The 26,035-nt window shown below is 59.6% G+C and carries 28 protein-coding genes and 1 pseudogene; 13 read left to right on the forward strand and 16 right to left on the reverse strand.

The features are described from left to right. Positions 1–308 precede the first annotated feature (308 nt). A complete protein-coding gene (locus BTN45_RS07430) occupies positions 309–764 on the reverse strand; it encodes a GNAT family N-acetyltransferase (RefSeq protein ID WP_004442221.1) in 456 nt (151 codons plus the stop codon). Between the two features lie 107 nt (positions 765–871). Between BTN45_RS07430 and BTN45_RS07435 the strand changes: the two genes are divergently transcribed. Further along, positions 872–1,291 carry a hypothetical protein gene (locus BTN45_RS07435; RefSeq protein WP_207589585.1) on the forward strand — a complete coding sequence of 140 codons (420 nt, stop codon included), beginning with the start codon at positions 872–874 and terminating at the stop codon, positions 1,289–1,291. A gap of 206 nt (positions 1,292–1,497) precedes the next feature. Here the strand turns inward: BTN45_RS07435 and BTN45_RS07440 are convergent, their stop codons facing one another. From BTN45_RS07440 to BTN45_RS07450, 3 genes are all read right to left on the reverse strand, one after another. Beyond that, entirely contained in the window at positions 1,498–2,652 is a 1,155-nt protein-coding gene (locus tag BTN45_RS07440; protein ID WP_207589586.1) for a DUF2336 domain-containing protein, read from the reverse strand. 111 nt (positions 2,653–2,763) lie between these two features. Next, positions 2,764–3,375 carry a flavin reductase family protein gene (locus BTN45_RS07445; RefSeq protein WP_112554512.1) on the reverse strand — a complete coding sequence of 204 codons (612 nt, stop codon included), beginning with the start codon at positions 3,373–3,375 and terminating at the stop codon, positions 2,764–2,766. Beyond that, positions 3,375–3,956, reverse strand: a complete 582-nt coding sequence (locus tag BTN45_RS07450) for a nitroreductase (RefSeq protein ID WP_207589588.1) — start codon at positions 3,954–3,956, stop codon at positions 3,375–3,377. Before BTN45_RS07450 ends, BTN45_RS07445 begins: the two co-directional genes overlap by 1 nt. Before the next feature lie 110 nt (positions 3,957–4,066). Here BTN45_RS07450 and BTN45_RS07455 point away from each other — a divergent pair, with 110 nt between their 5' ends. Continuing rightward, complete coding sequence (locus BTN45_RS07455) at positions 4,067–5,047, forward strand: hypothetical protein (protein ID WP_207589589.1); 981 nt, start codon at positions 4,067–4,069, stop codon at positions 5,045–5,047. Between the two features lie 214 nt (positions 5,048–5,261). Here BTN45_RS07455 and thrS read toward each other — a convergent pair whose 3' ends face one another. From thrS to BTN45_RS07475, 4 genes are all read right to left on the reverse strand, one after another. Next, positions 5,262–7,265, reverse strand: a complete 2,004-nt coding sequence (gene thrS, locus BTN45_RS07460) for a threonine--tRNA ligase (protein ID WP_004442234.1) — start codon at positions 7,263–7,265, stop codon at positions 5,262–5,264. A 125-nt stretch (positions 7,266–7,390) separates the two neighbouring features. Then, entirely contained in the window at positions 7,391–7,915 is a 525-nt protein-coding gene (locus tag BTN45_RS07465; RefSeq protein ID WP_113380557.1) for a DUF1697 domain-containing protein, read from the reverse strand. Then, on the reverse strand, positions 7,912–8,271 hold the full coding sequence (gene yidD / locus BTN45_RS07470; RefSeq protein ID WP_113380556.1) for a membrane protein insertion efficiency factor YidD: 360 nt from the start codon (positions 8,269–8,271) through the stop codon (positions 7,912–7,914). The genes BTN45_RS07465 and yidD overlap by 4 nt, the downstream gene beginning before the upstream one ends. Before the next feature lie 3 nt (positions 8,272–8,274). Continuing rightward, positions 8,275–8,721, reverse strand: a complete 447-nt coding sequence (locus BTN45_RS07475; protein WP_113380638.1) for an iron-sulfur cluster assembly scaffold protein — start codon at positions 8,719–8,721, stop codon at positions 8,275–8,277. Positions 8,722–9,002: 281 nt separating this feature from the next. Between BTN45_RS07475 and folE the strand changes: the two genes are divergently transcribed. The 3 genes from folE (at position 9,003) to BTN45_RS07490 (ending at position 11,236) form a co-directional block, all read left to right on the forward strand. Further along, positions 9,003–9,629 carry a GTP cyclohydrolase I FolE gene (folE, locus tag BTN45_RS07480; RefSeq protein WP_003495569.1) on the forward strand — a complete coding sequence of 209 codons (627 nt, stop codon included), beginning with the start codon at positions 9,003–9,005 and terminating at the stop codon, positions 9,627–9,629. 127 nt (positions 9,630–9,756) lie between these two features. Further along, positions 9,757–10,209 carry a phosphoribosyl-AMP cyclohydrolase gene (gene hisI / locus BTN45_RS07485; RefSeq protein WP_207587063.1) on the forward strand — a complete coding sequence of 151 codons (453 nt, stop codon included), beginning with the start codon at positions 9,757–9,759 and terminating at the stop codon, positions 10,207–10,209. A 94-nt stretch (positions 10,210–10,303) separates the two neighbouring features. Continuing rightward, entirely contained in the window at positions 10,304–11,236 is a 933-nt protein-coding gene (locus BTN45_RS07490) for a patatin-like phospholipase family protein (protein WP_004442259.1), read from the forward strand. 144 nt (positions 11,237–11,380) lie between these two features. Here the strand turns inward: BTN45_RS07490 and BTN45_RS07495 are convergent, their stop codons facing one another. After that, on the reverse strand, positions 11,381–11,815 hold the full coding sequence (locus BTN45_RS07495; RefSeq protein WP_006698832.1) for a CBS domain-containing protein: 435 nt from the start codon (positions 11,813–11,815) through the stop codon (positions 11,381–11,383). Between the two features lie 154 nt (positions 11,816–11,969). Further along, positions 11,970–12,707 (reverse strand): rhomboid family intramembrane serine protease, encoded by a 738-nt coding sequence (locus BTN45_RS07500; protein WP_035210731.1) that lies wholly within the window; start codon positions 12,705–12,707, stop codon positions 11,970–11,972. A gap of 353 nt (positions 12,708–13,060) precedes the next feature. On the opposite strand from BTN45_RS07500, the gene BTN45_RS07505 reads away from it, so the two are divergent. The 3 genes from BTN45_RS07505 to BTN45_RS07515 all read left to right on the forward strand — a co-directional run bounded on the left by BTN45_RS07505 (position 13,061) and on the right by BTN45_RS07515 (position 15,715). After that, positions 13,061–13,615 carry a PAS domain-containing protein gene (locus BTN45_RS07505; protein WP_162719174.1) on the forward strand — a complete coding sequence of 185 codons (555 nt, stop codon included), beginning with the start codon at positions 13,061–13,063 and terminating at the stop codon, positions 13,613–13,615. 172 nt (positions 13,616–13,787) lie between these two features. After that, complete coding sequence (locus BTN45_RS07510) at positions 13,788–14,405, forward strand: PilZ domain-containing protein (RefSeq protein ID WP_022556297.1); 618 nt, start codon at positions 13,788–13,790, stop codon at positions 14,403–14,405. 704 nt (positions 14,406–15,109) lie between these two features. Next, positions 15,110–15,715 (forward strand): transglutaminase-like cysteine peptidase, encoded by a 606-nt coding sequence (locus BTN45_RS07515; RefSeq protein ID WP_004442271.1) that lies wholly within the window; start codon positions 15,110–15,112, stop codon positions 15,713–15,715. A 72-nt stretch (positions 15,716–15,787) separates the two neighbouring features. Here the strand turns inward: BTN45_RS07515 and BTN45_RS07520 are convergent, their stop codons facing one another. Then, positions 15,788–16,222: a DUF1489 family protein gene (locus BTN45_RS07520; RefSeq protein WP_004442274.1), complete on the reverse strand. Its 435-nt coding sequence runs from the start codon at positions 16,220–16,222 to the stop codon at positions 15,788–15,790. Positions 16,223–16,287: 65 nt separating this feature from the next. Beyond that, positions 16,288–17,691, reverse strand: coding sequence for an L-serine ammonia-lyase (locus BTN45_RS07525; RefSeq protein ID WP_037092522.1), 1,404 nt, complete (start codon positions 17,689–17,691; stop codon positions 16,288–16,290). Between the two features lie 650 nt (positions 17,692–18,341). Here BTN45_RS07525 and BTN45_RS07530 point away from each other — a divergent pair. Further along, entirely contained in the window at positions 18,342–18,689 is a 348-nt protein-coding gene (locus BTN45_RS07530; protein WP_045533750.1) for a hypothetical protein, read from the forward strand. A gap of 9 nt (positions 18,690–18,698) precedes the next feature. Here the strand turns inward: BTN45_RS07530 and BTN45_RS07535 are convergent, their stop codons facing one another. Beyond that, positions 18,699–19,463 (reverse strand): phosphodiester glycosidase family protein, encoded by a 765-nt coding sequence (locus tag BTN45_RS07535; RefSeq protein ID WP_207587065.1) that lies wholly within the window; start codon positions 19,461–19,463, stop codon positions 18,699–18,701. A 109-nt stretch (positions 19,464–19,572) separates the two neighbouring features. Then, a complete protein-coding gene (locus BTN45_RS07540) occupies positions 19,573–19,734 on the reverse strand; it encodes an entericidin A/B family lipoprotein (RefSeq protein WP_004442283.1) in 162 nt (53 codons plus the stop codon). Positions 19,735–19,922: 188 nt separating this feature from the next. Between BTN45_RS07540 and BTN45_RS07545 the strand changes: the two genes are divergently transcribed. Both BTN45_RS07545 and BTN45_RS07550 read left to right on the forward strand, forming a co-directional pair. Further along, positions 19,923–20,699 (forward strand): formyl transferase, encoded by a 777-nt coding sequence (locus BTN45_RS07545; protein ID WP_207589677.1) that lies wholly within the window; start codon positions 19,923–19,925, stop codon positions 20,697–20,699. A 90-nt stretch (positions 20,700–20,789) separates the two neighbouring features. After that, positions 20,790–21,710: a methylenetetrahydrofolate reductase gene (locus BTN45_RS07550; RefSeq protein ID WP_034498988.1), complete on the forward strand. Its 921-nt coding sequence runs from the start codon at positions 20,790–20,792 to the stop codon at positions 21,708–21,710. 45 nt (positions 21,711–21,755) lie between these two features. Here BTN45_RS07550 and BTN45_RS07555 read toward each other — a convergent pair whose 3' ends face one another. Continuing rightward, a complete protein-coding gene (locus BTN45_RS07555; protein ID WP_169692031.1) occupies positions 21,756–22,694 on the reverse strand; it encodes a LysR family transcriptional regulator in 939 nt (312 codons plus the stop codon). A 70-nt stretch (positions 22,695–22,764) separates the two neighbouring features. Here BTN45_RS07555 and BTN45_RS07560 point away from each other — a divergent pair, with 70 nt between their 5' ends. Both BTN45_RS07560 and BTN45_RS07565 read left to right on the forward strand, forming a co-directional pair. Then, entirely contained in the window at positions 22,765–22,983 is a 219-nt protein-coding gene (locus BTN45_RS07560) for a DUF1127 domain-containing protein (protein WP_004442294.1), read from the forward strand. 271 nt (positions 22,984–23,254) lie between these two features. Next, positions 23,255–24,295 carry a GlxA family transcriptional regulator gene (locus BTN45_RS07565; protein WP_004442297.1) on the forward strand — a complete coding sequence of 347 codons (1,041 nt, stop codon included), beginning with the start codon at positions 23,255–23,257 and terminating at the stop codon, positions 24,293–24,295. Between the two features lie 237 nt (positions 24,296–24,532). Here BTN45_RS07565 and BTN45_RS26640 read toward each other — a convergent pair. Continuing rightward, positions 24,533–26,007 (reverse strand): annotated as a pseudogene (locus BTN45_RS26640) (NAD(P)H-hydrate dehydratase). Positions 26,008–26,035 lie beyond the last annotated feature (28 nt).

Raw genomic sequence — 26,035 nt, forward strand, 5'->3', positions numbered from 1 at the left:
TTGCGCATCCGCAACTATCGCTTCTCCGGTACGGGACCTGATCCTCGGCGCGTTGCGATCATTCTTAGTTCTAAGTTTTATTCAGGTCTGAAACGGATGAAGAGCGGGAAATGCACCATCGCCGCCATCCTCACCTTGTGCCAAGGTTCTAATCAAGTCAGATAAATCACTCGGATGCAGTTCCTCGTGACACACCGAGGATGACGTTGGGTGTTTTGGCGCGATCCGTCGCTCGCGCTGCGTTTCATGTCGCATGAATTCCTTCGTTTTTGGACACCGCAAAGCGGCCGCGAACCTCTACCGCCGACTTAAAGCACCTTCTCCATGAAGAGGCTGAGCGGATCAGGCTTATAGGGCGCAAAAGCCTCGATCTCCACGAAACCCGCCTTGCGGTAAAGCCCTATCGCCTCCGGCTGGCTGATGCCGGTTTCGAGACGAATGGCAGAAAGGCCAAGCTCCTCACCACGCGCGATGAGCGTATCCATGATCAGCTTGCCGATGCGCAGACCCCGCGCCTCCGGATCGACGAACATGCGCTTGACCTCAGCCGTGCCATCGCCCGCTTCCACCAGCGCCCCGCAGCCGACCACGCGGCCACCATGCCGCACCACGAAAAAAGAGACATTATCCTTCTCAAGCGCGCCGATATCGACCAGATGATTGCTTTCTGCGGGGTAAAGCGACGCCATATAGGCATTGGAAAGGTCGATGAGGCGCAGAACCGCGTCCTGACGGGGTGTCTCAAGCTTGATTTCGATGGCCAATGCGATGCCTGCCTTCTCTCAAAAAAATGCGTATTTCGTCGTAATGTCACTGCAATCGGGATAGATGAGTTTCTAGAGCATAATTCCCGACAGAGGCAACACACACCATGAAAACAGCCCTCGTTCTCATGACCTTTCTCGGTTGCGACGACAGCGCCACCGATTGCCATTACCTCGCCACCTCGCAACAGCGGTGGACGAGCATCGAACTGTGCGACGCTGTGTCGGAAAAGGAGCTGGAGCGTTTTGCGAACGCGTCCTATCCGGTGGTCGTGGCCGTGTGCCAGACACCGGGTGAACAGAGCCCGCAAACGGCCGGCACGCAGCCCGGCACTCCACCACCGGCCGATGCCCAGCAGGCCACGGCGGAAGTGACGTCGAAAGAAGAGGAAAGTCTCACCAAACAGGCGATCGGCCGCGTCAGCCGCGTCCTTCCTTCCACCGAAGGCATAAAGCACTTCCTTGGAACGCCTGTGAGGATGGTCGAAAACAGCTATTCATGGATTGCCAAACGGTTCGATAAGTGATTGCGGGCAACCGATCTTCCCTCATTCCTGTGCTTGTCACAGGAATCCAGTCGACGCGCGTCTGCGCGGCGGAGAGAGTCCTTCCAGCCCAAGGATTTGGGCTGGAAGGATCCCTGTGACGAGCACAGGGATGAGGATGAGAGGATGCCCCCTCCGGGAAAATTATGATACTCATGTGATTTGTATCAGCCGAAATTAACCCGACCTTACGCCGCCTCCACCGCCAGCGCCTGCGCATAATATCTCGCCTTCTGCCGTTCTTCCGCAATGCTCAGCTTGCGCAACGCGTGCAACAGTTCGAACAGCGTTTCGGAACCGCTCACGTCACGGAAATGCGACAGCAGTTCGGCAGAGACGGAGGCGGCCGCCTCAGGAAGCTGCGAGCGGGCGGCACGGCGCCACATCAGCGTCGCTTCGCTGAAGACGTCAACGACGTCGCCCGACAGACCAATGGACTGGAACAGCGCCTTCAGCGCATGCGGCCGGCCCGTGGCCAGAATGGCGCGCACCTTGCGGTCATCAAGACCGGAGAGATTGACCATGGCCGCCGTGAAGAACTCAAGCCGGCCCGAACAGACGGCATGGATGAGCAATGCGGGCGTCAGCTCCAGCCTCTGGCGCAGATGCTCCACCAGTGCCGGCAGTTCCGGCGAGGAAACGCTCGATGCGATCAGGATGGTGGCGGAATCTTCCGCTTCGCGGAAAAGACTGTCGGCGCGGTTGCGCGTGATCAGCGCATGAACCAGCGCGGAATCCGCAAGAGCCTCGCTCACGCGGCCCACGAGCAGATGACGCGCATCGGCAGGCAAGGCCTCGCGGCGGAGCAGGAGATCACGGATATCGGCGTCGCAACCGTGACGTTCGGCGATGCGCCGGAGCGAAAACGGTGTGATGAAGGCTTCGTCATTTTCTAGCAGGATGGTGGTTTCGGGCAGGTCGCCAACTTCCGCAAGCGCGGCGCAGACCCCGCGCGGCAGGCCGGGCCTGGCGGCAATGAGCGCGCGGGTCAAGCTTTCACCACGCCCCGCCAGATCGACCAGATCGGCCTCGGCCAGAACCGGCGAACGGGCGATTACCGTGCAGGCGATTTCCGGCTGGTCTTCGGCAAGGGAAACGATAATGGCACGCGGCGCATCATGGGCGTCCGCAAGCGCTTCGGCAAGCGCCAGCCGCACGCGCGGCGAAGGATCGTCGAGAAGATAGGTCATCGCCATATAGGCAGCATCGCGGTTTTCGCGCGCCATGCCGGAATGCAGATAGGCACGGCCGAGAGCATTGGCGGCATTCGCCCGCTCGGTCGATCCAGCCTTTTCAGACCAGCGAAGAAATGCCTGTACGATCACCTGAGCCTCGAAACACATTCATACAATGGATGGCGGCATCATCGCCGCCACCATGTATAAAACTTTAGGCGCAAATGGTTTACGTTTGGTTCACCATAAAAATTAACCCTCGCCGAAGAAGGCCTATATTTACGGCGCAGTAGAGGGGCGCTGCAGCTGGAATACATCGCTGCCGCCATCGCAGTAATCCATATAGCCCATGCGCGCCACTGGACGGGCAAGTCCCATGTCGATGCGCCCGTCGCGAATGATCGTTTCGTCGATGTGGATCGCCATGACCTGACCGATGACCATCCAGGAATCCGCTGGCTCGCCGTCAATGTCCCTGAGCTGCTGAATCTGGGTTACCCGGCATTCGAGAACCGCCAGTGCCTCACCCACAAAAGGCGCATCCACCACGCGGCCATCGACAGCGGTAAGACCGGCAAGGGCGAATTCATCGACATCATAAGCGACGGGTGCAGAAGACGCATTCATCCGGTCTACCAGATGGCGGCTGACGAGATTGGCGGTAAAGACGCCGGTCTCCTCGACATTGCGCAGACTGTCCTTCCTGCCGCTGGACGAGAACATCACGAGCTTCGGCCGGTCCGAAATCGCGTTGAAGAAGGAATAGGGCGAGAGGTTGAGGGAACCTTCCCTGCCCCTCGAGCCGATCCAGCCGATCGGGCGCGGCGCGACGATGGCCTTGAACGGATCATGCGGCAGGCCGTGCTGGTTGGTGTCCGTGGTGTAGAACATCAGACGTCCCCAACCCAGGTGACGACATCGGCAAGCTCCGGCCGAGGCCGTTCCACCGGCGGGAATGTCGTCGAACCGACATGAATGAACCCGGCGACCTTCTCCGCCGCATCGACGTCGATTTCCGCGAGAAAGGCCGGATCGAAAGCGAGCCATTCCGTCAGCCAGTTCGCTGCGAAACCGCTGGCATTGGCTGAGAAGATGAGATTGAGGCACACCGCGCCGGCCGACATGATCTGTTCCCACTCCGGAATCTTGAAATGCGGCTTTGCAGTGCTGATGACGGCAATGACGACGGGTGCGCGGGTGAAGCGGGTGCGCTCGGCTTCCTGCTGCTGCAGGTCGAGGTCCGGGTTCTTTTCGAGTGCGATCCGAAGCGCCGTTTCACCGAGACGTACGCGCTCCTCGCCGCGGAAAACCATGAAACGCCACGGCGCAAGCTTACCATGGTCAGGCACGCGCACGGCGAGCCGCAGGATATCTTCAATTTCCGCCTTCGAAGGTCCCGGCTCGGCAAGTTGCAGGGCCGGCGTGGAACGGCGAACCCTGAGGTAGTCGAGGAGCTTGATATCACTTGTCATGATCAATAATCTTCCATTCTGCTGTCATCGCAAAAACATGGGCCTTGAAATAGCCACGGCATTGGTTTTGAAGTGATCCGGGAAAATCAAGAAGTCAATCGGTATCGAAAATGTCGGCAATCAAAATCGCGGCGCGTCTGAGCATTGCATGTGCCGCGCTTGGCCTGTTATCGCAAGCTGCTTTTTCGCAGGACGCCTTCAAGGACTTCAAGCAACTCGGCGGCACGCCGAAAATGCCGAAACTCAATGCTTTCACCGCTCCCTCCGCCCCCAACGCGCCGACTAGCACCGCCCGCGACATAGTCATGGAAGCCAAGCTGACCGGCGAAGGCGAAGCGGTGAAGGAAGGCCTGTCCTGGCGCGTATTCAGCCCCATCCCCGGCACCGACGGTAAATTGCCGATGCTGGCAAGCTCAGAGGGCGGCTCGGCGGAATTCCATCTGGTGCCGGGCGAATATTTCGTCAACGTCGCTTTCGGCCGCGCAGGTGTCACCAAGAAGCTCAACGTGCCTGCCTCCGGCAGCGTCCAGAAACAGGTGCTGATTCTCGATGCCGGTGGTTTCGTGCTGAACGCCGTTGCAGGGTCCGACAAGCAGATTTCCGCCAACCAGCTGAAATTCGCTATCTATTCCTCCGACGCCCGTCCCGATGGCGAACGCGGGCTGGTTATGGAAGACATTAAACCGAACACCATCGTGCGCCTTAATGCCGGCACATATCACGTCGTTTCCCAATACGGTAACGCCAACGCCTCCGTGCGCGCCGATATCCAGGTGGAAGCCGGCAAGCTGACAGAAGCGACCCTTCAGCACCGGGCGGCACAGATCACTCTCAAGCTGGTATCCGACGCGGGCGGCGAAGCCATTGCCGATACAGCCTGGTCGGTGCTGAACGGCGGCGGTGACGTTGTCAATGAAAGCGTCAGCGCCTTTTCGACCATGGTGCTGGCCGAAGGTGAATATACCGCTATCGCCCGCAACAAGGACAAGGTCTACCAGCGCAATTTCAAGGTAACCTCAGGCCGGGATTCGGATGTGGAAGTGCTCATGAAGGATCAGGCGCCGGAAGAGATGTCCGGGGATTTCGAGTAGGCGTCACCCACATCCATCCGTCATGCCGGACTTGATCCGGTATCCAGCGACGACGCGTCTGCGTCGTGAAGAGAGTCTTTCGCGATCAACGACTTGATCGCGCTGGGCCCCGGATCTAGTCCGGGATGACGGAGGTGAATGCGTCGCCTTTGGCAGTGAAATTACCCGCACATCCCCACAAACAAAACGGCCCCCGAAGGGGCCGTAACTGATATTAGGCAACCTGCTTCTTCGCCGCCAGCTTGCGCTTCACATCCGGCGGCGTCGCTTCGTCCACGAGGCTGGTGATTGCCTCCTCAAGCGACATCGATGTCTGGTTCTGCGAGCCGAGACGGCGGATGTTGACGGTGCGCTCTTCCGCTTCCTTGCGGCCGCAGACGATGATGACAGGAACCTTGGTCACCGAGTGCTCGCGGATCTTGTAGTTGATCTTTTCGTTGCGGAAGTCGGTCTCGACCGCCATGCCCGCTTCGCGCAGCGCTTCCGCAACCTCACGACCATAATCATCCGCATCAGAGGTGATCGTCGCGACCACGACCTGGAGCGGTGCGAACCACAGCGGCATGTGACCGGCGAAGTTCTCGATCAGGATACCCAGGAAGCGCTCCATCGAGCCGCATATGGCGCGATGGATCATCACCGGCTGCGTCTTTTCCGAGTTCTGGTCGATATAGAAGGCGCCGAAACGCTCAGGCAGGTTGAAGTCCACCTGCGTCGTGCCGCACTGCCATTCGCGGCCGATGGCGTCCTTCAGGGTATATTCGAACTTCGGTCCGTAGAAGGCACCCTCACCCGGCAGGATGCCGGTCTTGATGCGTCCTTCCGACTGCTCCTCGATGGTCTTCAGAACCTCCATCATCACGCTTTCGGCGCGATCCCACAGATCGTCGGAACCAACGCGCTTTTCCGGGCGCGTGGAGAGCTTGACGACAATTTCGCTGAAGCCGAAATCTTCGTAGACGGAAAGGATCAGATCGTTGATCCGCAGGCATTCCGCCGCCATCTGCTCTTCCGTGCAGAAGACATGCGCATCATCCTGCGTGAAGCCACGAACACGCATCAGGCCGTGCAAAGCGCCGGACGCTTCATAACGGTGCACATTGCCGAATTCAGCAAGACGAACCGGCATTTCGCGGTAAGACTTCAAGCCATGCTTGAAAATCTGCACGTGACCGGGGCAGTTCATCGGCTTGAGCGCAAAGACGCGCTGATCGGCTTCCTCGTCATCGGGATGGGTAAAGGCATGGGCGGATTTCACCGCGAACATGTTTTCCTGATACCAGCCCCAGTGACCGGAGGTTTCCCACAGCGACTTGTCGAGCACCTGCGGCGCGTTGACTTCCTGATAGGTGTTGGCGAGCCGCCGGCGCATATAGGCCGTCAGCGTCTGGAACATGCGCCAGCCCTTGCCGTGCCAGAACACGACGCCCGGACCTTCTTCCTGGAAATGGAACAGGTCCATTTCGCGACCGAGACGGCGGTGGTCGCGTTTTTCGGCTTCGGCCAGAACGTGAAGGTAATTATCGAGCTCCTCCTGCGTCGCCCAGGCGGTGCCATAGATGCGTGACAGCATTGCATTGTTGCTGTCGCCGCGCCAATAGGCGCCGGCCACCTTCATCAGTTTGAAGGCAGTGCCGATCTGGCCGGTGGAAGCCATATGCGGGCCACGGCAAAGATCGAACCAGTCGCCCTGATAATAGATCTTCAGGTCCTGACCTTCCGGAATCGCATCGACCAGCTCGACCTTGTAATTCTCGCCCTTGGCGGCGAAGACTTCCTTGGCCTTTTCACGCGACCAGACTTCACGGGTAAACGGCTTGTTGCGCTGAATGATTTCCTTCATGCGCTTTTCGATCTTCGGCAGATCTTCCGGCGTGAAGGGCTCGTTCTTGGCGAAGTCGTAATAAAAGCCGTTCTCGATAACAGGGCCGATCGTCACCTGCGTGCCGGGCCACAGTTCCTGCACGGCCTCGGCCATGACGTGGGCGGCATCGTGGCGGATGAGCTCAAGTGCACGCTTGTCTTCGCGCGTGACGATCTCGATCTTGCCATCGGTGATGGTGTCGGACAAATCGCGCAGGGTGCCATCAAGCGTTATGGCGACGGCTTTCTTGGCGAGCGATTTGGAGATGGATTCGGCAACCTCGCGGCCGGTCGTGCCGGGGGCGTAGCTGCGCACGGAACCATCGGGAAATGTAAGGGAAACGGCTTCAGACATCGTCTAGTGCTCCTGTCCAGTCCCGCCAACGAATGCGGGTGGTGTTGGAATAATGATTTACCCGCGACAGGCGGGCACGCAGGCTGATAAAGGCTTTTGCCATTGCAGTCAAAGGTGAAGGCCGCTCAGCGAAGCATTTCCGCGAGACCATTGACCGTGTTGGCGTTGCGGGTCGTGCCTATACCGAGCCTTCTTGTGGTCAGCGCAGACAGCAGCCTGCTCTCGCTCGGTTTGCCCTTGAAATCTATCCACAAGTCACCGCCGATCACGGCGATCGTCTCCTGTCGGCGGTACTTATCGAGAAATCCAAGGATACCTTCGCCAAGCGGTTCACGCATCACCCGCACGCAGACATCCGGCGGATTGCCCTTGGCGAAGGGATTGTCCGCCGCCAGCTTCAGCCAGTCGCCGCCGGAACGAACGAGAATATCGACATGTTTGCCGAAGCGATCTTCGAAGGCGCGCTCCAGCCTGTCCTCTATCTCGCGGACACGTGCCGCTTCAGCGCGAAAAACAAGATTTCCGGTCGCGACAAGCGTCCTGCAGTCGGTAAATCCCAGCTCTTCCGCCAAGGCCCTGAGATCGGCCATGATAAGCCGCTTGCCCGCGCCGAGAACGATGCTGTGCAGCAGGGCCACATAGTCATTCATCGATGTCGGCTCCAGTAGCGCCACGGCATCCACCAGCGCCTGCTTCCATCAAGTACTTCCGGCACCGGATCCAGACCGCTTGTGCCGCCCGGTCCGCAGCGCGCCACACGAAACAGCGTCATCCAGCCGCCGGCCCAAAGCCCGTGGCGGGCAATCGCCTCGTAGCCATATTCCGAACAGGTGGGGATATGGCGGCAGGAGTTTCCGATGAAGCCGGAAAGCGTCAATTGATAAAGCCTGATAAAGCCGACACCGAAAAGCCGTCCTGGCGTCCTGGCAAAGCTGCCCGTCCAGTTACGTGATCGCCCGGATTTCACCTGGGTCTGCTGGTGCCGGCAGCCCGGTTCGCCGCACATTGCCTAACCCGCGGCGTCGAGAGCCTGCCGCCCTTCGATCTGGTCGAGCGCATCGACCACGGCTTCGAAGGTCAGCATGGTGGAGGCGTGGCGGGCCTTGAAATCCCTGACTGGTGACAGCACACGCATGTCCTCGAAACGGCCCGTCGGGCCATCGCCACCCTGTTTCAACATGGCAAGCATGTCTTCCCGCGCCTGCCGGACTTCGCCGCTGGAGGCCCCGACGATGTGGTGCGCCATGATGGAGGCGGAGGCCTGGCCGAGCGCACAGGCACGAACCTCGTGCGAAAACGCCGTTACGATACCGTCTTCGACTTTCAGATAGACCTTCAGCTTCGAACCGCACAGCCGGGAGTGTTTCTCGGCGCTGGCGTCAGCATCCTCAAGAACGCCGATGAGCGGGATATTCCCGGCAAAGTCCAGAATGCGAGTATTGTAGATATCGTCCATCATTGGTGCCCGGCGCGCTCAAGAATGCCCAAAACAGGACAGGTCAAATTTTTCTAACACAGCGTTTGTCGCAGTGAAGCTTTCCTGCCCTTCATTCTCATTATATGCTAACGAGCTTTCTGGACATCAAGCCGTGATCAAATTAACGGCTCCGATACCGAAAAAACAGCATCGGCCTTGCCAAAATGCTATAAAACAACCAGATAGCAGCAACTGCGAACATGGGTTCGCGATGTAAAACGAATTCAGGTGCGGCCTTTACCCGCATCGGGAGAGACGGAATGGATGCGATCGTGAAGAATTTCCCCGGCGCTGGCGCAAAACCCGACGTGGCCGAAGCTCGCCCGAGCCAGGCCGAAGCGGAAGAAGCAGTGCGCGTTCTCTTGCGCTGGGCTGGAGAAAATCCCGCCCGCGAAGGACTTCTGGATACGCCGAAGCGCGTCGCCAAGGCCTATCGCGAGCTTTTTGCCGGTTACGAGCTGAATGTTCAGGACGTGCTCGGCACGACCTTCGAGGAAGTCGGCGGTTATGACGATGTGGTGCTGGTGCGCGACATTCCGTTCTTCTCCCATTGCGAACACCATATGGTGCCGATCGTCGGCAAGGCGCATGTCGCCTATCTTCCGGCCGGTCGCGTGCTTGGCCTGTCGAAGATCGCCCGCGTTGTCGAAATCTTCGGCCGCCGCCTGCAGACGCAGGAAAACATGACCGCGCAGATCGCAAGATCGATTGAGGAAACCCTGAAACCGCGCGGCGTGGCCGTCATGATCGATGCCGAACATATGTGCATGTCCATGCGCGGCGTCAACAAGCAGGGCTCGACCACCCTCACCACCTCCTTTACCGGCACGTTCAAGAACGACCCGGCCGAACAGGTGCGCTTCATGACTATGGTGCGGAACCGTTAAGCACCGGCCCGAAAGCCGTAATGCGGCTTTCGGAAAATCCGATGCGCAAGAAAATTCAGAGTGGCGGGCACTCGTCCGTTTCATCCGCCCCTCTCATCGTTCCGCCAGATGATTTTCCGAGGTTGCCATGTCCATTCCCTTTCCGTCCGCGCCCGCGGACAAGGAAGCGCTTGAAAACGCAGGTCTCTTTTCGCCGAAATTCGACGCCCACGGCCTCGTCACAGCCGTAGTCACCGACGCGCGCGATGGCGAACTGCTGATGGTCGCCCATATGAATGCACAGGCCCTGTCGCTGACGCTTCAGACCGGCATCGCCCACTATTACAGCCGTTCGCGCGACAATATCTGGAAGAAGGGCGAAACGTCGGGCAACCTGCAGACCGTGAAGGAATTCCGCACCGATTGCGATCAGGACGCCGTGTGGCTGAAGGTCTCGGTCGCCGGCCACGATGCTACCTGCCACACCGGCCGCCGCTCCTGCTTCTACCGCACGGTCGAACTGGCTGATGGCCAGGCGGTGACGAAAATCACCGACGATACGCGCCATTTCGATCCGGCGACAACCTATTCAGGCACATAAACCGCCGCCTTCCATCGGCCGCACCAATTTGCTACCAATATAGCGGGTTCCGGGGCCAAGGGCGGAACCCGAAGAACTGGCAGGGAGTGCGGTCATGTTGGGATGGGGAAATCGTCAGAACCACCTTGCGGCGGGTAATACCGACGTCATCGGCAATGAACCGCCCGTTACACAGATCGTCGACAAACACCGGATAGCGCTCGCGCTTGGCGGTGGCGCAGCCCGCGGCTGGGCCCATATCGGTGTCCTGCGGGCCCTCGATGAAGCGGGCGTCAAGATCGGCATGATCGCCGGCACCTCGATCGGCGCACTGGTTGGCGGATGTTATCTCGCCGGCAAGCTCGATGAGCTTGAGGAATTCGCCCGTTCGCTGACGATGCGCCGCATTGCCGGCCTGCTCGATCTCACGATCGGCGGCGGCGGGCTCTTCGGCGGAATGCGGCTCACAAAACGCATGCAGGAGCATCTGGAAGGGCTGCGTGTCGAAAGCCTCGATCATCCCTTCATCGCCGTCGCGACGGAGTTGCGCACGGGTCATGAAGTCTGGATTCATCAGGGTGATCTCGTGACCGCCTTGCGTTCATCCTATGCGCTGCCCGGCATCTTCGAACCCGTGCAATGCAACGGCCGCACCCTCATCGATGGCGCCCTCGTCAATCCCGTGCCGGTTTCGGTCTGCCGGGCCTATGAGCAGGCGCTGGTCGTGGCGGTAAACCTCAATTACGATCTCTTCGGCCGCTCCGCCGTCGTCAAGCACGCCGCTGCACCGCCCGGCGGCGCACCGCACGACAGCGCGCCGCGCCCCGGCCTGCCGGGCGTCATGGTGCAGGCCTTCAACATCATCCAGGACAGGATATCGCGCTCGCGTCTGGCAGGTGATCCGCCCGATCTGATGCTTCATCCCCGCATCAACGATATCGGACTGTCGGAATTCCATCGCGCCAGTGAAGCCATCGATAGGGGATATCAGGAAACGCGCGCGCGCATTCCGGAACTGGAGCGCATGCAGCAGGCGTTCCGGCGGTGAGGCGAGAAGCTCCCTCATTCCTGTGCCTGTCACGGGAATCCAGCCGATGCGCGTCTGCGTGGCGGTAGGAACTCCTTTCAGCCCAAGGACTTGGGCTGACTAGATTCCTGTGACGAGCACAGGAATGAGGAAGAGGACACTAACTCACCCGGCAATATAAGCCTTGATATGCTCCGCTTCGGCCTCGATTTCGCCGATCCGCGCCTTCACCACGTCGCCGATGGAGATGATGCCGGCAAGGCGGCCATTCTCTTCGACCGGCACATGCCTGAAGCGCCCGCCCGTCATGATTTCCATCAGCTCATCGGTGGTGGAATCGTGGTGACAGCGGATGACATTTTTGGTCATGGCCACTGAAACGGATTGCTGGAGGGAAGCGGCACCCTGGCCCGCCACGGCCTTTACGAGATCGCGTTCCGTGAAGATGCCGAGAACGACACCATCGCCATCGGTCACGACGACGGAACCGATCTTATGCGCGTGCAGCGTGGCCGCCGCCTCACCGATGCTGACCTCAGGATTGACAGTCACGACGTCCCGGCCCTTGCGGTCGAGAAGATCCTTTACGAATGTTGGCATGCCTTCCTCCTCTTTGCAGCGATCCGCAGTGCCGCAGTCTCCCCCGGCGGTTGCAAATCATGAGGTATGGTGCGCTGAGGCCCGCGTGAATGCAATCCCGGATGGGACGCCCGAAAGCAAATTTGCGCCACGCCCGACAAGGAGCGTGATCGGCCTAGCGTAACGGGCGATCGAAAAGGCCGAAGAACAGGAAGCCGAGCAGAAACCCGAAAACATGGGCATCCCAGGCGATCTGACCGCCGACGTCGCCGAACAGCGGCACGCCGACCGCAATCAGCACATTGCCGAACAGCCACATCAGCGTGAAGATCAGCACCGTACGGTTGGAGAGCGCCGCAAGAATGCTCTGCCGCGGCATCAGATGGCCGAAAGACGCGCTATATCCGCCCCGCGCCGGAAAGGCGAACCGGCAGGCCGCTCCCATCAGCGCCGAAACGACACCGGACGCTCCGATCAGCACCGTCACGTCCCCCCAGTTCAGAACCGCGTGGCCAAAGGCCGAAACGGCGGCGGAAATGCACCATAACAGCACGAAACGCACTGTTCCGATCCGGCGCAGAACCGGCGCGCCGAAGGCCATCAGCCACAATCCGTTAAAGAGGATATGCTCGATACCGCCATGCAGGAAAGAATAGGTCACCGGCGTCCACAGCCATTCCAGCCCCTGCTGGGAAAACGGCACCGCATAACGCAGCGGAATGAAGCCGAAGGTGAAGATGAACCAGCCATTGCCTTCCTCCGACAGAAGATAGGCGGGAACGACATAAGCAACGATCAGCACGACCAAGATGCCCACCAGCAGCGATGGCAGATTGAAGACGGGATTGTTCGCATCGTCTTTCGGCTCCGGCGTTTCCGAAACCGGCGGCTGTTCGCCGTCCTCGTAGGACATGGTTCATCCCTGTCTTGGTCGAATTTTGCGTTTCCCGAGCAATATAGGAAGCCTGAAAGAAAAAAAAGCCGTCCCGCCTTCGAAGCGCGCGACGCCGGAACCGTAACCGGAAAAGGCGCCGGGCCAAAAACGGTCCGGCTTGCAGGCCCACCGTAAAAGAACGGGCGGGGCCATTAAATCGTGCTGAAGGAGCTTTCCCCGACAGGGCCGCACCGATGCCACGACAAATGCCGTCAGGCAATATCAACCCTTTGTTAACCTTAACAAATCCAGTTGGCACGAAAATCGCTACACCTCCAGATACAGACGTTCGGATGGACATGATGTCCCAAAAACGAACATGGAGAGATGCTATGAAGAGCATGGCCGGACTGGAGATATATGCCTATTGGGATGAATTGCGCGGCAAGAGCGCCGCTCCACGCCGCGAGGACATTGAACCCTCGAAGCTCAAGACTCATCTCGGCGACCTTTTCATCCTGACAGACAAAGGAGAGGAAACACCCTTCTTCCGTCTTGCCGGCACCCGCCTTTGCGACCTGTTCGGCCGCGAATTGCGGGACCGCCCGTTTTCAGAACTCTGGCCGGCGGCCGGCGCGTCCTTTCCCTGTCGCGTGGCGCTCGGCATCCTGCAACATCAGTTGCCCGTGGTCTTCGACATCGATGCTGACGACGGCTACGGCGACGAACCCCTGGCGTTTGAAATGCTGCTGCTGCCGTTGCGCACGGAAGCAGGTGTCGCCCCGCGGCTCCTCGGCGCGCTGCTTCCACAGCAGCCACGGCACCACACATTGATGGTGCCGATACACTGTCTGTCGATGAAAAGCAGTCGGCTGCTGCGTATGGACATCAACCCGGCCGGATATTCGGCCAATGCAGCAGCCGCGTTACGAACGGGTAGATGCTGAGGCGTCCAGGATCGACGAAGCGATGCTGAAAGCCCATGGCCGCACGGAGCGCGGGGCAACGAAACGTAACGATTTGGTCGATTAGAAAAATTGTAGAGATTAGGCAATACAGTCTGTTAACTCGCACAGGGTAGAAATGGACGATCATCATTCATTACAATTTGCGCTGCCCATGTTTTCGTCCCGTTCGGTCAACACCGCCCAAATTCTGCGCCCGGTTGAGGAAGTTCGCCTCGACGACGCCGTGCGTGTGTCCTTCAATGGCCGGCTCATGTTGCCCGATCACGAAGAATATGATTGCACCGCCACCGAGATGACCGCCGAGAGAGCACAATTCACCTGCCCGGGTGTCGCCCGCAATGGCGATCGCGTCATCGCCTATCTCCAGCATATCGGCCGGATCGAAGGCACGGTGACGTCGCTGACTGCATCCGGTTTCCTCATCGCCATCAATGCGCCCGAGCGCAAACGCGAAAAGCTCGCCGCCCAGCTCGCATGGATCGCCAAGCGTCAGTTGCTGGGCCTGCCGGAAGACCGTCGCCACGACCGCCTGACGCCGCGCAATGCCAGGGCGCAGCTGGTTCTCGAAGACGGCATGCTCGTCGCCTGCCGCCTGATCGACCTGTCGCTCTCGGGCGCAGCAATCGAGATAGAACACCGGCCGCCGCTCGGAAGCCGCGTCCAGCTTGGCAAAAACATGAGTGGCAAGATCGTGCGTCACTTCATGGAAGGCGTCGCCGTTGAATTCGATCGTGTCCAGTCACCCGACGCATTGATCGAGTTTCTGTAAAATGGCCCCGCACGGCCCGACGCCATTCCTCCGCAAAGCGTGAAGTCAGGCAGCGTACAAGGCTGCAGTCAGTCCATCGCACCATGATGGGCAGTCGGGACCGGGCGGCTTTTTCAACGCACCTTTACCGCAGCCTCGCCTCCTCGTCCCTGCCCGAAAATCCGGTCGGCGTGTGTTCGCGACGCGGATATCCCCGTTCAAAAACAAGTCCGCGGACGCAGTTTGCCGCTTTCGACCTGTCGCCCAAACAACGTCCCGACAGGAACGCTCCCCTTGGTAATTTGCGGCACGACCGGGGCACGGACGTAGCCTGCAACACGCCGTCCGAACTTTTTTTCGAGAAAAAAGCAGTTTTTTTGAAGTTTTTTTCGGCGCTTTTTCGACGCGCGCCAGCAAGGAACACCCATCCCAAAACGGGAAATCCCCTACATCGCCCGCTTCCGCTACGGCGATGAACATGGGTATGAAAACACCTGCGAACGAAAAATCGCTGTCGATACAGCGGCATAAATGGCTACCAAAAACCTAAAGCCGGAATGCGTAAAATTCTAATAAAATTTGCTTCAAACACGTGTAAAAAACACTTCAAATACAGTTCAAAACATCGGCTAATTTGCTGAAATTTAAGCTCAAATTGCGCCACGCAAATTTCCGCCGGGTCAAAAAATACCTGCGAATGTCTCCTCAACACGGGGAGACAAGCAATGAACAACAACCGTATCGTTTTCATCCTGATCGCGTTCATCGTCGGCGCCTTCGCACAGCAGGCCAGCGCATCGCCGGCAGCGGTCATGCGCGTCATCGGCAAGGCCAATCCACCGATCGGCCACTATGAATTCTGCCAGACCTATCAGAGCGAGTGCCAGCCGACTTCGCTGGACAATGGCCCGATGAAGCTGACGGAAGAGCGCTGGAAGACGATGCTTGACGTCAACTACACCGTCAACACCACGATCACGCCGATGACCGACATGGAAATCTACGGCGTCGAAGAACGCTGGGCCTATCCTACCACCGTCGGCGATTGCGAAGATTTCGTATTGCTGAAGCGCAAGATGCTGATGAACAAGGGTTTCTCCGCCTCCAACCTGCTGATCACCGTCGTTCTGCAGCCGAATGGCGAAGGCCATGCCGTTCTGACCGTTCGCACCGACCGTGGCGACTTCGTTCTCGACAATATGCGCAACAAGGTCATGAACTGGTCGGAAACCGAATATACCTATCTGAAGCGTCAGGACACCGCCAACCCGGGTCGCTGGGTGAAAATTCAGGATGGCCGCGCCACCAATGCAGTCGGCGGCATCAACTGACCAACCCGTCTCCCCAAATAAAAAAGCCGGCCACCAAAAGGTGCCGGCTTTTTCATTTTCGTCCATCATGCGTCAGAGCAGACCAAGTTCGGCCAGTTCGCGCCTGAGATCGGAAGGCATGTCCTCGCCGCCTCCTCCACCCCCGAGATCGCGCGGCGCCTCGTCATCCTTCAGGTAGCGCCAGCCCTGAAACGGCCGCTTCGGCGCAGGTGAGGTCTCGATCACCTCGGGTCCGAGAACGAGATCGCAGCGCGAAATACCGTCGTCTCCCTTGAAAGAACGGATATCGAGCAGCTTCTGTCGAGCCTGCACCTGCCCCTTGATGACCCAGTAGAGTGAGCCGCCTTCAAGCAGTTCCTCTACCCGTTTGGGGATCATGCGGGTGGTGTGGACGCTGTGCGGCTCCAGGCCCGCAGCCATGGCGGTGAGCGATCGCTGCGCGACCCAATCCCTCAGGTCCTGGAGTGAATCCGCGCCGACGCAAAGTTTGATGAGATGTAGAGGCATGTCTCTATCAATGCCTTTTTGCGGCGGGCGTCAAGCATGCCGGACATGCCGGGCGCCCAGCCCGCTCAACACTCCACAACGTTGACGGCAAGGCCGCCGGTTGAGGTTTCCTTGTATTTCTCGCTCATGTCGTTGCCGGTCTGGCGCATGGTTTCGATACAGGCATCCAGCGGCACGAAGTGCTGACCGTCGCCTTTCAGCGCCAGCGACGCCGCCGTGACCGCCTTGACCGCGCCCAGTGCGTTGCGTTCGATGCAGGGCACCTGCACCAATCCGGCGATCGGGTCGCAGGTCATGCCGAGATGATGTTCGAGCGCGATTTCCGCCGCATTCTCGATCTGCTCGGGCGATCCGCCCATCACCGCCGCGAGACCTGCCGCCGCCATGGCCGCAGCCGATCCCACTTCCCCCTGACAGCCCACCTCCGCGCCGGAAATCGACGCGTTATGCTTGATGATGCCGCCAATCGCTGCCGCCGTGAGGAGAAAGTCCCGCACGTCGTCGACGGTGGCATCCTCATGGAAATGCCGGAAATACCGCACCGTCGCCGGCACCACGCCCGCAGCGCCATTGGTGGGCGCGGTGACGACACGGCCGCCGGCCGCGTTCTCTTCGTTCACGGCCATGGCATAGACGCTCAACCAGTCATTCGCCATGACGGGATTCAACCGGTTGCTACGCCATTCCGCATTCAGTTTTTCATAGATCGAACGGGCACGGCGACGCACCTTGAGGCCGCCGGGCATGATGCCGTCCACCTTCAGCCCGCGCTCGATACATCCGTTCATCGCGTCCCAAATCTGGTCCAGCCGTTCATTCAGCTCTTCGCGCGAAACAACCGTCTCCTCGTTCGCCCGTTTCATCTGGGCGATGGTGCGGCCGGACCGCGCGGCCATTTCCAGCATTTCCTTCGCCGTGGCGAAAGGATAGGGCACGCGCGGGCCGTTATCGATGGTCTTGCCGCGCTGCTTGATCGCCTCCAGTTCCGTGTCGGTGACGACAAAGCCACCGCCGACGGAATAATAGATGCGCTTGACCAGCAGCCTGCCCTGGTTATCGAAAGCGGAGAAGGTCATGCCGTTCGCATGGCCCGGCAGCGGGTTCTTCTTGTCGAAGACGAGATCTTCGGCCGTCCTGAACTCGTAGGTCGGATGGCCGGGCGGCGTAACCGTACCGGCCTTCTCCACCGCCTCTATGATGGCGTCCATCGCGTCGGGATCGACAAGGTCCGGCCGCTCGCCGGTCAGGCCGAGAATGACTGCCCGGCCGGTGCCATGACCAATGCCGGTGAAGGCGAGAGACCCGTGCAGGCTGACCTTCAGGCGCGCAACGGCGGCACCGGCGGGGCGCGGCCACTCGTCGCTGAGGATCAGCGCCAGAAAGCGGTTGGCCGCCGTCATCGGTCCCATCGTATGCGAACTGGAAGGGCCGATACCGATCTTGAAGACGTCAAAGACCGAAAGAAACATTGAGTTTTTCCTGCGTAATGGATTCCGTCACATCATATCCAAAGCTGGAACTTATCGCCACAAAAGAGCGGCACCGGCTTTTGCAGCTGCGACATGGGCCTCCCGGAAACGAAAACAGCACGGTTTCCAGAGGAAAACCGCGCCGTTTCAAAACCCGTCAATCAGGAGAGATGCTTATGGGCTGCCAAAAATGTACGTCAATGCGAGAAAAGCGGCAAAGCCTGCGAGTGCGCGCAACGTGACGCCCCAGCAGGATTTCTGAGCGGTTTCTTCCATGATTACTCCAGCTATTCACTCTCCGGGCGATCTTCAAGACCCGGCCCGTGGAGGAAGCATTTATTAAAATCCGGCGCGGAAGGCAAATGCAAAAAGCGGCTAAATGAAGGCGTTTTCGACGGGCTGCCATTCGCGCCTTGCATAGGTATGTTAAAAAACAAAGCGTTAGCGCGACCCTGAAACCAGTGCCATTTCTGGCCTCGCCGCAATTTAGGCTAAAGTGTAACCGTTTTTTAAAGGTTTCATACAAACACCTGTTGAAAACGGCGGACGCGGGCACGTTGCGGTCGCAATTCTTCCGCTGAAACCCATCTTGAATGGCTGCGACCGCTGCTTTATCGACCATGGTCAAACAGCAACGATGCGAGTCCCACATGCAGACATCCTCTTTCCCCGACCGTGAAACTGTTGCTTCGAAACTGACCTCGCTTGCGAGTGAGGATAAGGCCTGGGTGTCGTTGCTGATGGAGAACGCGCTGCAGGACGAGAACCTGCTGGCAGGCCTTAACCTTTATCTCGACCAGCAGGCCGGCGCCCGTTTTCTTAATAGCCTGAAGCTTGAAGCCACTGGCGAATGGCTGGGTGGCCACGCCCCTGCCCGTCTGCAAATCCGCTTCGCGGAAATTGCGAAGGCAAGCCAGCATCCTGCTTATCTCGCCTTCCGCAAGGGGCTGACGGCTTCCGCCGGCCTTGAAAAAGCCTATCCCAAGGCGCCGATCTGACAGGCTCGACTAATCCGGCACCCTGTCGACCACGGCGATGATCGGCCCCATGGGGAACAGTGAATCTCGCCTCTTCATCGCGGGAATATCGACGCTGGAAATGGTGCCGTCGAGATAGAGCGCATTCGGTGAATCCAGCACATCCCTGAACAGCGTGGCGAAATCGTAAAAGCGCACGGTATTGTCCGAAATGGCAAAATGTACCATGCCATCGCGAGAGACTCCGACGCCGTTGCGGCGCTTCAAGCTGTCGCTGTCGGGCAGAAAACGCGGATGCAGTCCGCCGTCGATAACAAGCATCGGCCCGGACTGGGTGGCAAAATCGGGCTTCGGGTCGGCCGCCAGATAGGCTTCGGTCGCCAGCACGACCGCCCTGTGATCCTTCAGGTAAAACACGCCATTCGGAAGAAGATGGAAATTGCCCCAGCCACCGCGGGTGCTGAGTGGCGAACGTTCCACGCCGTTTTCGATAAACAGCCCGACCGGGGAATAATCGGAATGATACATGCCGCCATTCATGGCGAAGACACTGAACATGTGCTGACGCCAGAGCGCGGAGGATAGATCGGCGAAAGAACGATATCCCTGTCCTGAGACATGGTCGCGGTCGTAAATCCGGATGGTGCTTTTCGCCGGATCGAAACTGCAGACGGTATAGCGGCCGCCCGCATGATCCACGATTCTGCAGAGATCCACCTGCCCGCCCGCTTCGGCCGCAAATGGCAGCAGCAACGGCAACAGCAGCTTCGCCAGTCTTTTCATCGATCTGTTCATGCCCACCCCGTGATTCTCTTCAGGGGAACATTCGCAGGGAAATTCGGTCAAAGAAAAGGCGTCACCCTGGCTTCAGGGAGACGCCGGACTTTCAGGAGGGGAGATGTCGTCAGCGACGGGCGGCGCGGTCGACGCTGCGGCCGGCATCCTGGGTTGCATCCACGGCGTTCGCCGTATCCCGGCCCATGCCGCGAATGGTGTTGCCGCAAGAGCTGAGCGTCACGACGGTCAGCAGAGCCACGAAAACGGTCGAAAGAATGCGTGTGATCATTTGAAACTACTCCCCTATGACTTGCCGTCCGAGGCAAGCGCCGATGTGATATGCGTCACAATAACGTGAGTCCCAAAATTCGGTTCCAGCGGCGTTTCAAAAAATCCTGTCGATGAAAATTAACACGGTTTTGAGCTTCGCGAGGGAAACTGCGCGTGGATCGTGGCTTGAGAAATCCAATGGGTGACATGACTGACATCAATAATCGGCTTCTGGTGATGACGGCGGGCGGCGTGAACCCTAACGTCATGGTCAATGCGCTGGCAGCGCGATTTCCCGACATCCATGTGTTCATGGAACAGCCCGAAAGCAAATCGGCCATCCTCAAGCGCCGGGCAAGACGCCTCGGCTGGATTGTCGCAGTGGGCCAGCTGGCGACGATGGTCGCATCGCGGCTCGGCAAACGCTTCACGGTACGAAGAAGCAAAGAGATCATTGCGGAGCATGGTCTCCTGCCTGATCTGGGCGGCACCATTCCGGTCACGCATTTCGCCTCGCTGAACGATGAAGAATGTCGCAAGGCCGCCAATCTCCTGAAACCGGCTGTCATCTTCACCATTTCCTGCCGTCTGCTAACGCCGGCGACGCTCAGGGACCTGCACTGCCCCATCATCAATTTTCACGCCGGCATCAACCCGGCCTATCGCGGCCAGATGGGTGGATACTGGGCGCTGGTGGAAAAGGACCGGGGCAATTTCGGCGCAACCGTGCATCTCGTTGACAAGGGTGTGGATACCGGCGCCACACTTTACGAAAAACGGCTGAAACCCTTACCGTCCGACACCATCGCCACCTATCCCCTTCTCTTGACAGCAGCCTCGGTCGATATCGCCATCAATGCCATCGAAGACGCCTTGTCCGGCAGCCTTGCGCCGCAGCCGCCCTCGCCCGGAAAGTCGGTGCTCCGCTTTCCACCAACGATCTGGACGTGGCTCTGGAACGGTCTGACGAAACGGATCTGGTAGCGCCGCCGGCACCGCGCTCGGCTCAAGCTTCGTCGCAGATGCAGGGCTGTCTTGCCGCAACAGGCACAGACTTGGCCTCAAAAACGGTGCATGATAATCAAAAGGATCATGCACACATTGCCCGATATCTCCGCCACTTCCGTCATCCCCGCCTCCATCGAGGCCTCACCCGCGCAGGTGCTTGGCCCGGCAAGTCTTGCCGGTCTTTTTCCGCAGGGCGTGCGCGTTTATCTGACAGATACCGGAGCCGCCTCGCAGGTGAAGCTGGTCGATGCCGCAAAGCATCTGCGTGATCTCGGTTATGAGCCCGTTCCGCACCTTGCGGCGCGCCGTATCGCCTCTCGCATCGATTTCGAGGAACAGGTGAAGCGGCTTGCCGGCGACGCCGGCGTGACCGACGTGCTGGCGGTCGGCGGTGGCGTCGAGAAGCCAGAGGGCCCGTTCACGTCTACCATCGACATGCTTTCCACGGGCATTTTCGACCGTTGCGGCATCAGGCATATCGCAATTGCCGGTCATCCGGAAGGCAGCCCCGATTTCAACGACGAAACGGCGACGGCCGCGTTGCGGCTGAAACGCGATTTTGGCGAAAGAACCGACGCCGCCATGCGCATCGTCACCCAGTTCGGTTTTGATTCCGCCCGCTTCATCGCCTGGGCAGAAGGGCTTGCCGCATCCGGTATCGATCTGCCGGTGCATATCGGCGTTTCCGGCCCGGCCAAGATCACCACGCTCCTGAAATACGCCGCGCTCTGCGGTGTCGGCAATTCCATTGCCTATCTCAAGAAAAACGCGCTTTCCCTGACCACGCTTGCCAGGGGCCATTCACCGGAAAGCATCGTCGGGCCGATCGAACGGCACTGGCGGGACAATCCGCAAGGACCGATCCGGCAGATCCATGTCTTTCCCTTCGGCGGGCTGCAGGCGTCGTCAGACTGGCTGGTCAGTCGTGGCAGCTGGCGGACCGAAAACGCGGATCACGCCGCAGCGACGGGTTCGGTGGCGATCTAAGCGGCGCGTCGACGGCGCATGATGGCCGTGACGCGTTCCTTCGCCTCATGCCGCCTTCGCGACCTCGACGAATGCATTGCGAATGCTTTCCGCCACCGCGAGCACCGGCCGCGACGCCTTGTCGCCCATAATCAGCCGGATATCGAAATAGCCGAGTTCCGGCAGGCCTTCCTTCTCACCCAGAATGACCATGTCGTTCAGCACATAGGATCGTGGCAGCGGCGCGATGGCGAGATCTGCGGCAATCGCCGCACGCTGTGCCATCGTGTGGCCGCTGAGATAGGCCACGCGGAAATTGCGCCCACGTTTTTCCAGCGAATGAATCGCCTCCGAACGCCAGATGCAGCCCTCTTCCCATATCGAGATCGGCAGCGGATCGCGCAGATAGGCCGTGCCGCATTTCGCACCCGCCCAGACGAGCCGTTCGCGCATCAGCACCTCGCCGGTATCCCTCAGCGGATGTGAAGCACAGTTGACGAGGGCGAGATCAAGACGCTGCTCGTCCATCCGCTTATAGAGATTGGAGCTGGCATCGATTGTGACGTCGATCATGATGCCGGGGAAAGCCTCGGCGAAACGCTTGAGAATGCCCGGCAGCAGCCCGCGCTCGCCAATATCCTCCGGTGCGCCGAGACGCACTACACCGGACAATTCGGGCATCACGAAACGCGACACGGCCTCGTTGGACAAGGCAATCATGCGGCGCGCATAAGTCAGAAGCGTCTCCCCATGCGCCGTCAATGTCACCGAACGCGCATCGCGCAGGAACAGCGTCGTTTTCAGCTGCTCTTCTAGCTTCTTGATCTGCATCGAAACGGCCGATGGTGTTCTGAACACGACTTCGGCGGCGGTCGAGAAGTTTCCCGTTTCCGCAATGGCGACGAAGGTCCTCAATATGTCGTTATCCAGCAACGGCAGCGGTTGGCGGAAAGTCACGGTCATGGCACGCACCTTCAAATATTTTGATTTATAGATGGATATCATTTCGTTTGATTGAATGTCAACAACGGCGCACCATCCTCACATCAATCGTGGTTCAGGAAAGGATGAAGACATGACCATGATACACTACCTGCCCGCGGCGAACCGCTCCCCGCATCGCCCGTCATCCGCCGGTTGGCTGCAGCGCCTGTCAGGCAATATCGCCTCCCATTATGCGTCATGGCGCCGTGCGAGGATGCTCCGCGCGCTGGAAGCGCTCCCGCCTGAAACATTGAAGGATATCGGATGGCCCACAACCGACAACTACGGCAGAAGCGTCATTCGCAAATGACCGCCGGCCGATGGCTCCCAGCCTTTCTTACGCCCGCGAGCCATCGCCCTCTGCGGGTAAATGGCGGCCCCCGGGCGTAAATTGGCCTGCCTGTTTTACATGCGACGCGACGCCCTTTAAAAAGGCTTGTCGCAAAATTTGCATATTTCAAAAGCTATTTTTTGACAGCCCCGATTCCACGGCGTATTTTTCGTTAAAGATGTCGCATACAGGACATCCAGAAGACCAATTCCAAGGGAGGAATTGCGTATTCGCAACGGAGCACGGGCAAATGAGCAGAAACTCCCAGAAGAAGCGCTCAATCGTCTTTTTTCTCATTCCGCAATTTACCATGCTGCCCTTCGCCGCAGCGGTTGAAACGCTTCGCATCGCCAACCGAATGTTGGGCTACCAGGCCTATGAATGGCGCATCGCCTCGCTCGATGGCCAGAAGGTCATGTCATCGAGCGGCATCTGTCTTGAGGCCGATACCTGTCTTGCAGATGAGCGGCGTTATGTCAGCGGCGAAAACCGCCCGGAAATGGCAATCATCTGTTCGGGCATCGATGTGGATCAACACATCAACAAATCGGTCAACGCCTGGCTGCGCGAAGCCTATAATCGCGGTATCGCCATCGGCAGCCTCTGTACCGCCGCCCATATCCTTGCGCAGGCTGGCCTCCTCAACGGCAAACGTTGCGCGATCCACTGGGAAAACCTGCCCGGCTTTTCCGAAGCCTTCCCGCAGGTGGAAGTCTACGCAGATCTCTTCGAAGTCGACAGCAACATCTATACCTGCGCCGGCGGCACGGCCTCGCTCGACATGATGCTGAGCCTGATCGGCCAGGATTTCGGCGAGAACCTCGTCAACCGCGTCTGCGAACAGCAATTGACCGACCGCGTGCGCAGCCCCAACGACCGTCAGCGCCTGCCGCTGCGCGCCCGCCTTGGCGTGCAGAACAGCAAGGTTCTGTCGATCATCGAATTGATGGAAGGCAATCTTGCCGAGCCGCTGTCGCTGCTCGATATCGCCGACGCCGCCGATCTGTCGCGCCGGCAGGTGGAACGCCTCTTCCGCCAGGAAATGGGCCGCTCGCCCGCCCGCTATTACCTTGAAATCCGCCTTGACCGCGCCCGTCACCTGCTGGTGCAATCGGCCATGCCGGTGGTGGAAGTCGCCGTCGCCTGCGGGTTCGTGTCAGCGTCGCATTTCTCGAAGTGTTATCGCGAAATCTACAATCGCACCCCGCAGCAGGAGCGCGCCGAGCGCAAGCTGCTGATCAGTGCTTCGCGCATGGCAATGGCGAGCCAGGCAGGCAAGGCCGCCCATTGAAGGCGGAGTTGAAGGTCCCGAGCGCGACAGAACTTGTCTCAGAGCAAAAACCTGTCCTCCGTCATGCCGGACTAGATCCGGCATCCATTCACGGCGTGTCTGCGCCGTGAGAAGAGTATTTCGCGATCAAGGACCTGATCGCGCTGGCCCCCGTATCCAGTCCGGGGTGACGAAGCGCGGATGATGGAACTGTGGTAAGATCGCAGGTTCAGGGAGCAGCCAGCAAATCAGACCAATTCACCCAAACGGCCGAACCGCATGGGCGAGGTCCTCCGCCGTCATGCCGGCGCCCGCTCTGTCGCCCGCCTCGCCATGCAGCCAGACCCCGGCTGCAGCCGCTTCGAAGGCAGGTGTGCCCTGCGCCAATAGCGCGCCGATGATACCGGCCAGAACGTCACCCGATCCTGCCGTCGCAAGGCTCGCCGGGGCGTTCGTATTGACCAGCGCCCGGCCATCGGGCGAAGCGATCACCGTGTCCGCACCCTTATAGACCAGAACCGCGCCGCTGCGCGCCGCAGCGACCTGCGCCTTCTCGATCTTGCTCAGCGTCCCATCGGCCGCCAGATCGGCAAACAGCCGGGCGAACTCGCCCTCATGCGGTGTCAGCACGAATTTCCCCGCACCGGACGTGATACGCTCGAACAGGACATCCGTATCATCCCTGAAGGCCGTGATCGCATCGGCATCCAGCACCACCGACTTGTCGCCAAGCAGCGACACGAAGTGCCGCGCCTTTTCGAGATCGCCGAAGCCCGGGCCGAGAACGAAGGCGCCGTGACGCTCATCGTCAAGCCACACGCGCAGATCGTCGGCATTGTCCATCGGAACGTTCATCACGGCCGTCAATGTGACAGACAGCACGTCGAGCGCCGCTTTCGGCGCTGCGACAGTAACGATCCCCGCCCCCGCCTTCAGCGCTGAAAGCGCGGTCATGCGGCTAGCACCCGTCGTATGGGCGGGGCCCGAGAAGACCGTCAGGTGCCCCCTGCGGAATTTATGGGTCTCCATACCGGCGCGCGGCAAGGCATCCCGCCAGACAAACGGATTATTTTCCGCCACCGATCCCCTATGAGCATCGAGGATACGCAACGGTATGCCGATATCGAAAACCTCCAGCGCTCCGCAAAGCTCCCGCCCCGGCATCAGCAGATGACCCGGCTTGCGCGCCATGAAGGTGATCGTGCGCTCCGCCCTGAACGATGCGCCAAGCGCCACGCCACGCCGGCCGCAAAGCCCCGAGGGCAGATCCACGGCAAGAACCGGCACCTTCGCCTGCATGACCGCCTCGATCAGCCGGACTAACTCCGGCGGAACATCGCGGGACAGCCCGGCTCCGAACACGGCGTCGATCACCACGTCGCCGGAAAGAGGTGTATAGGCATCAAGCGGCAGCGGCGTCACGCCGCTCCGCTCCAAGGCCACGCGTGCATCCCCTTGAGAAGGCCGATATCGCCGAGGTGATGGACAACGACTTTAGCGCCGCTTTGCGCCAGCGCCCGCGCCGCAACATAACCGTCACCTCCGTTATTCCCGCTGCCGCACAGGACGACGAAGCGCAGCGCCTGCGGGTAATGCCGAAGCGCCGAAGCAGCCACCGCCTGCCCCGCACGCTCCATCAAATCGTAAAGCGGGATGCCGGATTGGCCGGCTGCCGCATCGATGCGCGCCATCACAGCCGGGTCGAGAAGGAGGAACTCGGAAATGGAGGTCATGCCACATCATTCCTTCAAAACGCAGGAA

It is taken from the genome of Rhizobium sp. ZX09 (assembly GCF_017357485.1).
In the GTDB taxonomy this organism is placed as follows: domain Bacteria; phylum Pseudomonadota; class Alphaproteobacteria; order Rhizobiales; family Rhizobiaceae; genus Agrobacterium; species Agrobacterium pusense.

Excerpts from the sequence above, each read along its gene's own strand:
- BTN45_RS07520 (WP_004442274.1), bottom strand. The coding sequence starts at position 16,222 with ATGCCTCTACATCTCATCAAACTTTGCGTCGGCGCGGATTCACTCCAG.
- folE (WP_003495569.1), top strand. The coding sequence starts at position 9,003 with ATGGATGCGATCGTGAAGAATTTCCCCGGCGCTGGCGCAAAACCCGAC.
- yidD (WP_113380556.1), bottom strand. The coding sequence starts at position 8,271 with ATGTGCGGCGAACCGGGCTGCCGGCACCAGCAGACCCAGGTGAAATCC.
- BTN45_RS07545 (WP_207589677.1), top strand. The coding sequence starts at position 19,923 with ATGACTGACATCAATAATCGGCTTCTGGTGATGACGGCGGGCGGCGTG.
- BTN45_RS07530 (WP_045533750.1), top strand. The coding sequence starts at position 18,342 with ATGCAGACATCCTCTTTCCCCGACCGTGAAACTGTTGCTTCGAAACTG.
- BTN45_RS07565 (WP_004442297.1), top strand. The coding sequence starts at position 23,255 with ATGAGCAGAAACTCCCAGAAGAAGCGCTCAATCGTCTTTTTTCTCATT.
- BTN45_RS07440 (WP_207589586.1), bottom strand. The coding sequence starts at position 2,652 with ATGTGTTTCGAGGCTCAGGTGATCGTACAGGCATTTCTTCGCTGGTCT.
- BTN45_RS07525 (WP_037092522.1), bottom strand. The coding sequence starts at position 17,691 with ATGTTTCTTTCGGTCTTTGACGTCTTCAAGATCGGTATCGGCCCTTCC.
- BTN45_RS07505 (WP_162719174.1), top strand. The coding sequence starts at position 13,061 with ATGAAGAGCATGGCCGGACTGGAGATATATGCCTATTGGGATGAATTG.
- BTN45_RS07500 (WP_035210731.1), bottom strand. The coding sequence starts at position 12,707 with ATGTCCTACGAGGACGGCGAACAGCCGCCGGTTTCGGAAACGCCGGAG.
- BTN45_RS07450 (WP_207589588.1), bottom strand. The coding sequence starts at position 3,956 with ATGACAAGTGATATCAAGCTCCTCGACTACCTCAGGGTTCGCCGTTCC.
- BTN45_RS07490 (WP_004442259.1), top strand. The coding sequence starts at position 10,304 with ATGTTGGGATGGGGAAATCGTCAGAACCACCTTGCGGCGGGTAATACC.
- hisI (WP_207587063.1), top strand. The coding sequence starts at position 9,757 with ATGTCCATTCCCTTTCCGTCCGCGCCCGCGGACAAGGAAGCGCTTGAA.
- BTN45_RS07560 (WP_004442294.1), top strand. The coding sequence starts at position 22,765 with ATGACCATGATACACTACCTGCCCGCGGCGAACCGCTCCCCGCATCGC.
- BTN45_RS07510 (WP_022556297.1), top strand. The coding sequence starts at position 13,788 with ATGTTTTCGTCCCGTTCGGTCAACACCGCCCAAATTCTGCGCCCGGTT.
- BTN45_RS07435 (WP_207589585.1), top strand. The coding sequence starts at position 872 with ATGAAAACAGCCCTCGTTCTCATGACCTTTCTCGGTTGCGACGACAGC.
- BTN45_RS07540 (WP_004442283.1), bottom strand. The coding sequence starts at position 19,734 with ATGATCACACGCATTCTTTCGACCGTTTTCGTGGCTCTGCTGACCGTC.
- BTN45_RS07495 (WP_006698832.1), bottom strand. The coding sequence starts at position 11,815 with ATGCCAACATTCGTAAAGGATCTTCTCGACCGCAAGGGCCGGGACGTC.
- BTN45_RS07555 (WP_169692031.1), bottom strand. The coding sequence starts at position 22,694 with ATGATATCCATCTATAAATCAAAATATTTGAAGGTGCGTGCCATGACC.
- BTN45_RS07515 (WP_004442271.1), top strand. The coding sequence starts at position 15,110 with ATGAACAACAACCGTATCGTTTTCATCCTGATCGCGTTCATCGTCGGC.
- BTN45_RS07550 (WP_034498988.1), top strand. The coding sequence starts at position 20,790 with ATGATAATCAAAAGGATCATGCACACATTGCCCGATATCTCCGCCACT.
- BTN45_RS07535 (WP_207587065.1), bottom strand. The coding sequence starts at position 19,463 with ATGAACAGATCGATGAAAAGACTGGCGAAGCTGCTGTTGCCGTTGCTG.
- thrS (WP_004442234.1), bottom strand. The coding sequence starts at position 7,265 with ATGTCTGAAGCCGTTTCCCTTACATTTCCCGATGGTTCCGTGCGCAGC.
- BTN45_RS07475 (WP_113380638.1), bottom strand. The coding sequence starts at position 8,721 with ATGGACGATATCTACAATACTCGCATTCTGGACTTTGCCGGGAATATC.
- BTN45_RS07465 (WP_113380557.1), bottom strand. The coding sequence starts at position 7,915 with ATGAATGACTATGTGGCCCTGCTGCACAGCATCGTTCTCGGCGCGGGC.
- BTN45_RS07445 (WP_112554512.1), bottom strand. The coding sequence starts at position 3,375 with ATGTTCTACACCACGGACACCAACCAGCACGGCCTGCCGCATGATCCG.
- BTN45_RS07455 (WP_207589589.1), top strand. The coding sequence starts at position 4,067 with ATGTCGGCAATCAAAATCGCGGCGCGTCTGAGCATTGCATGTGCCGCG.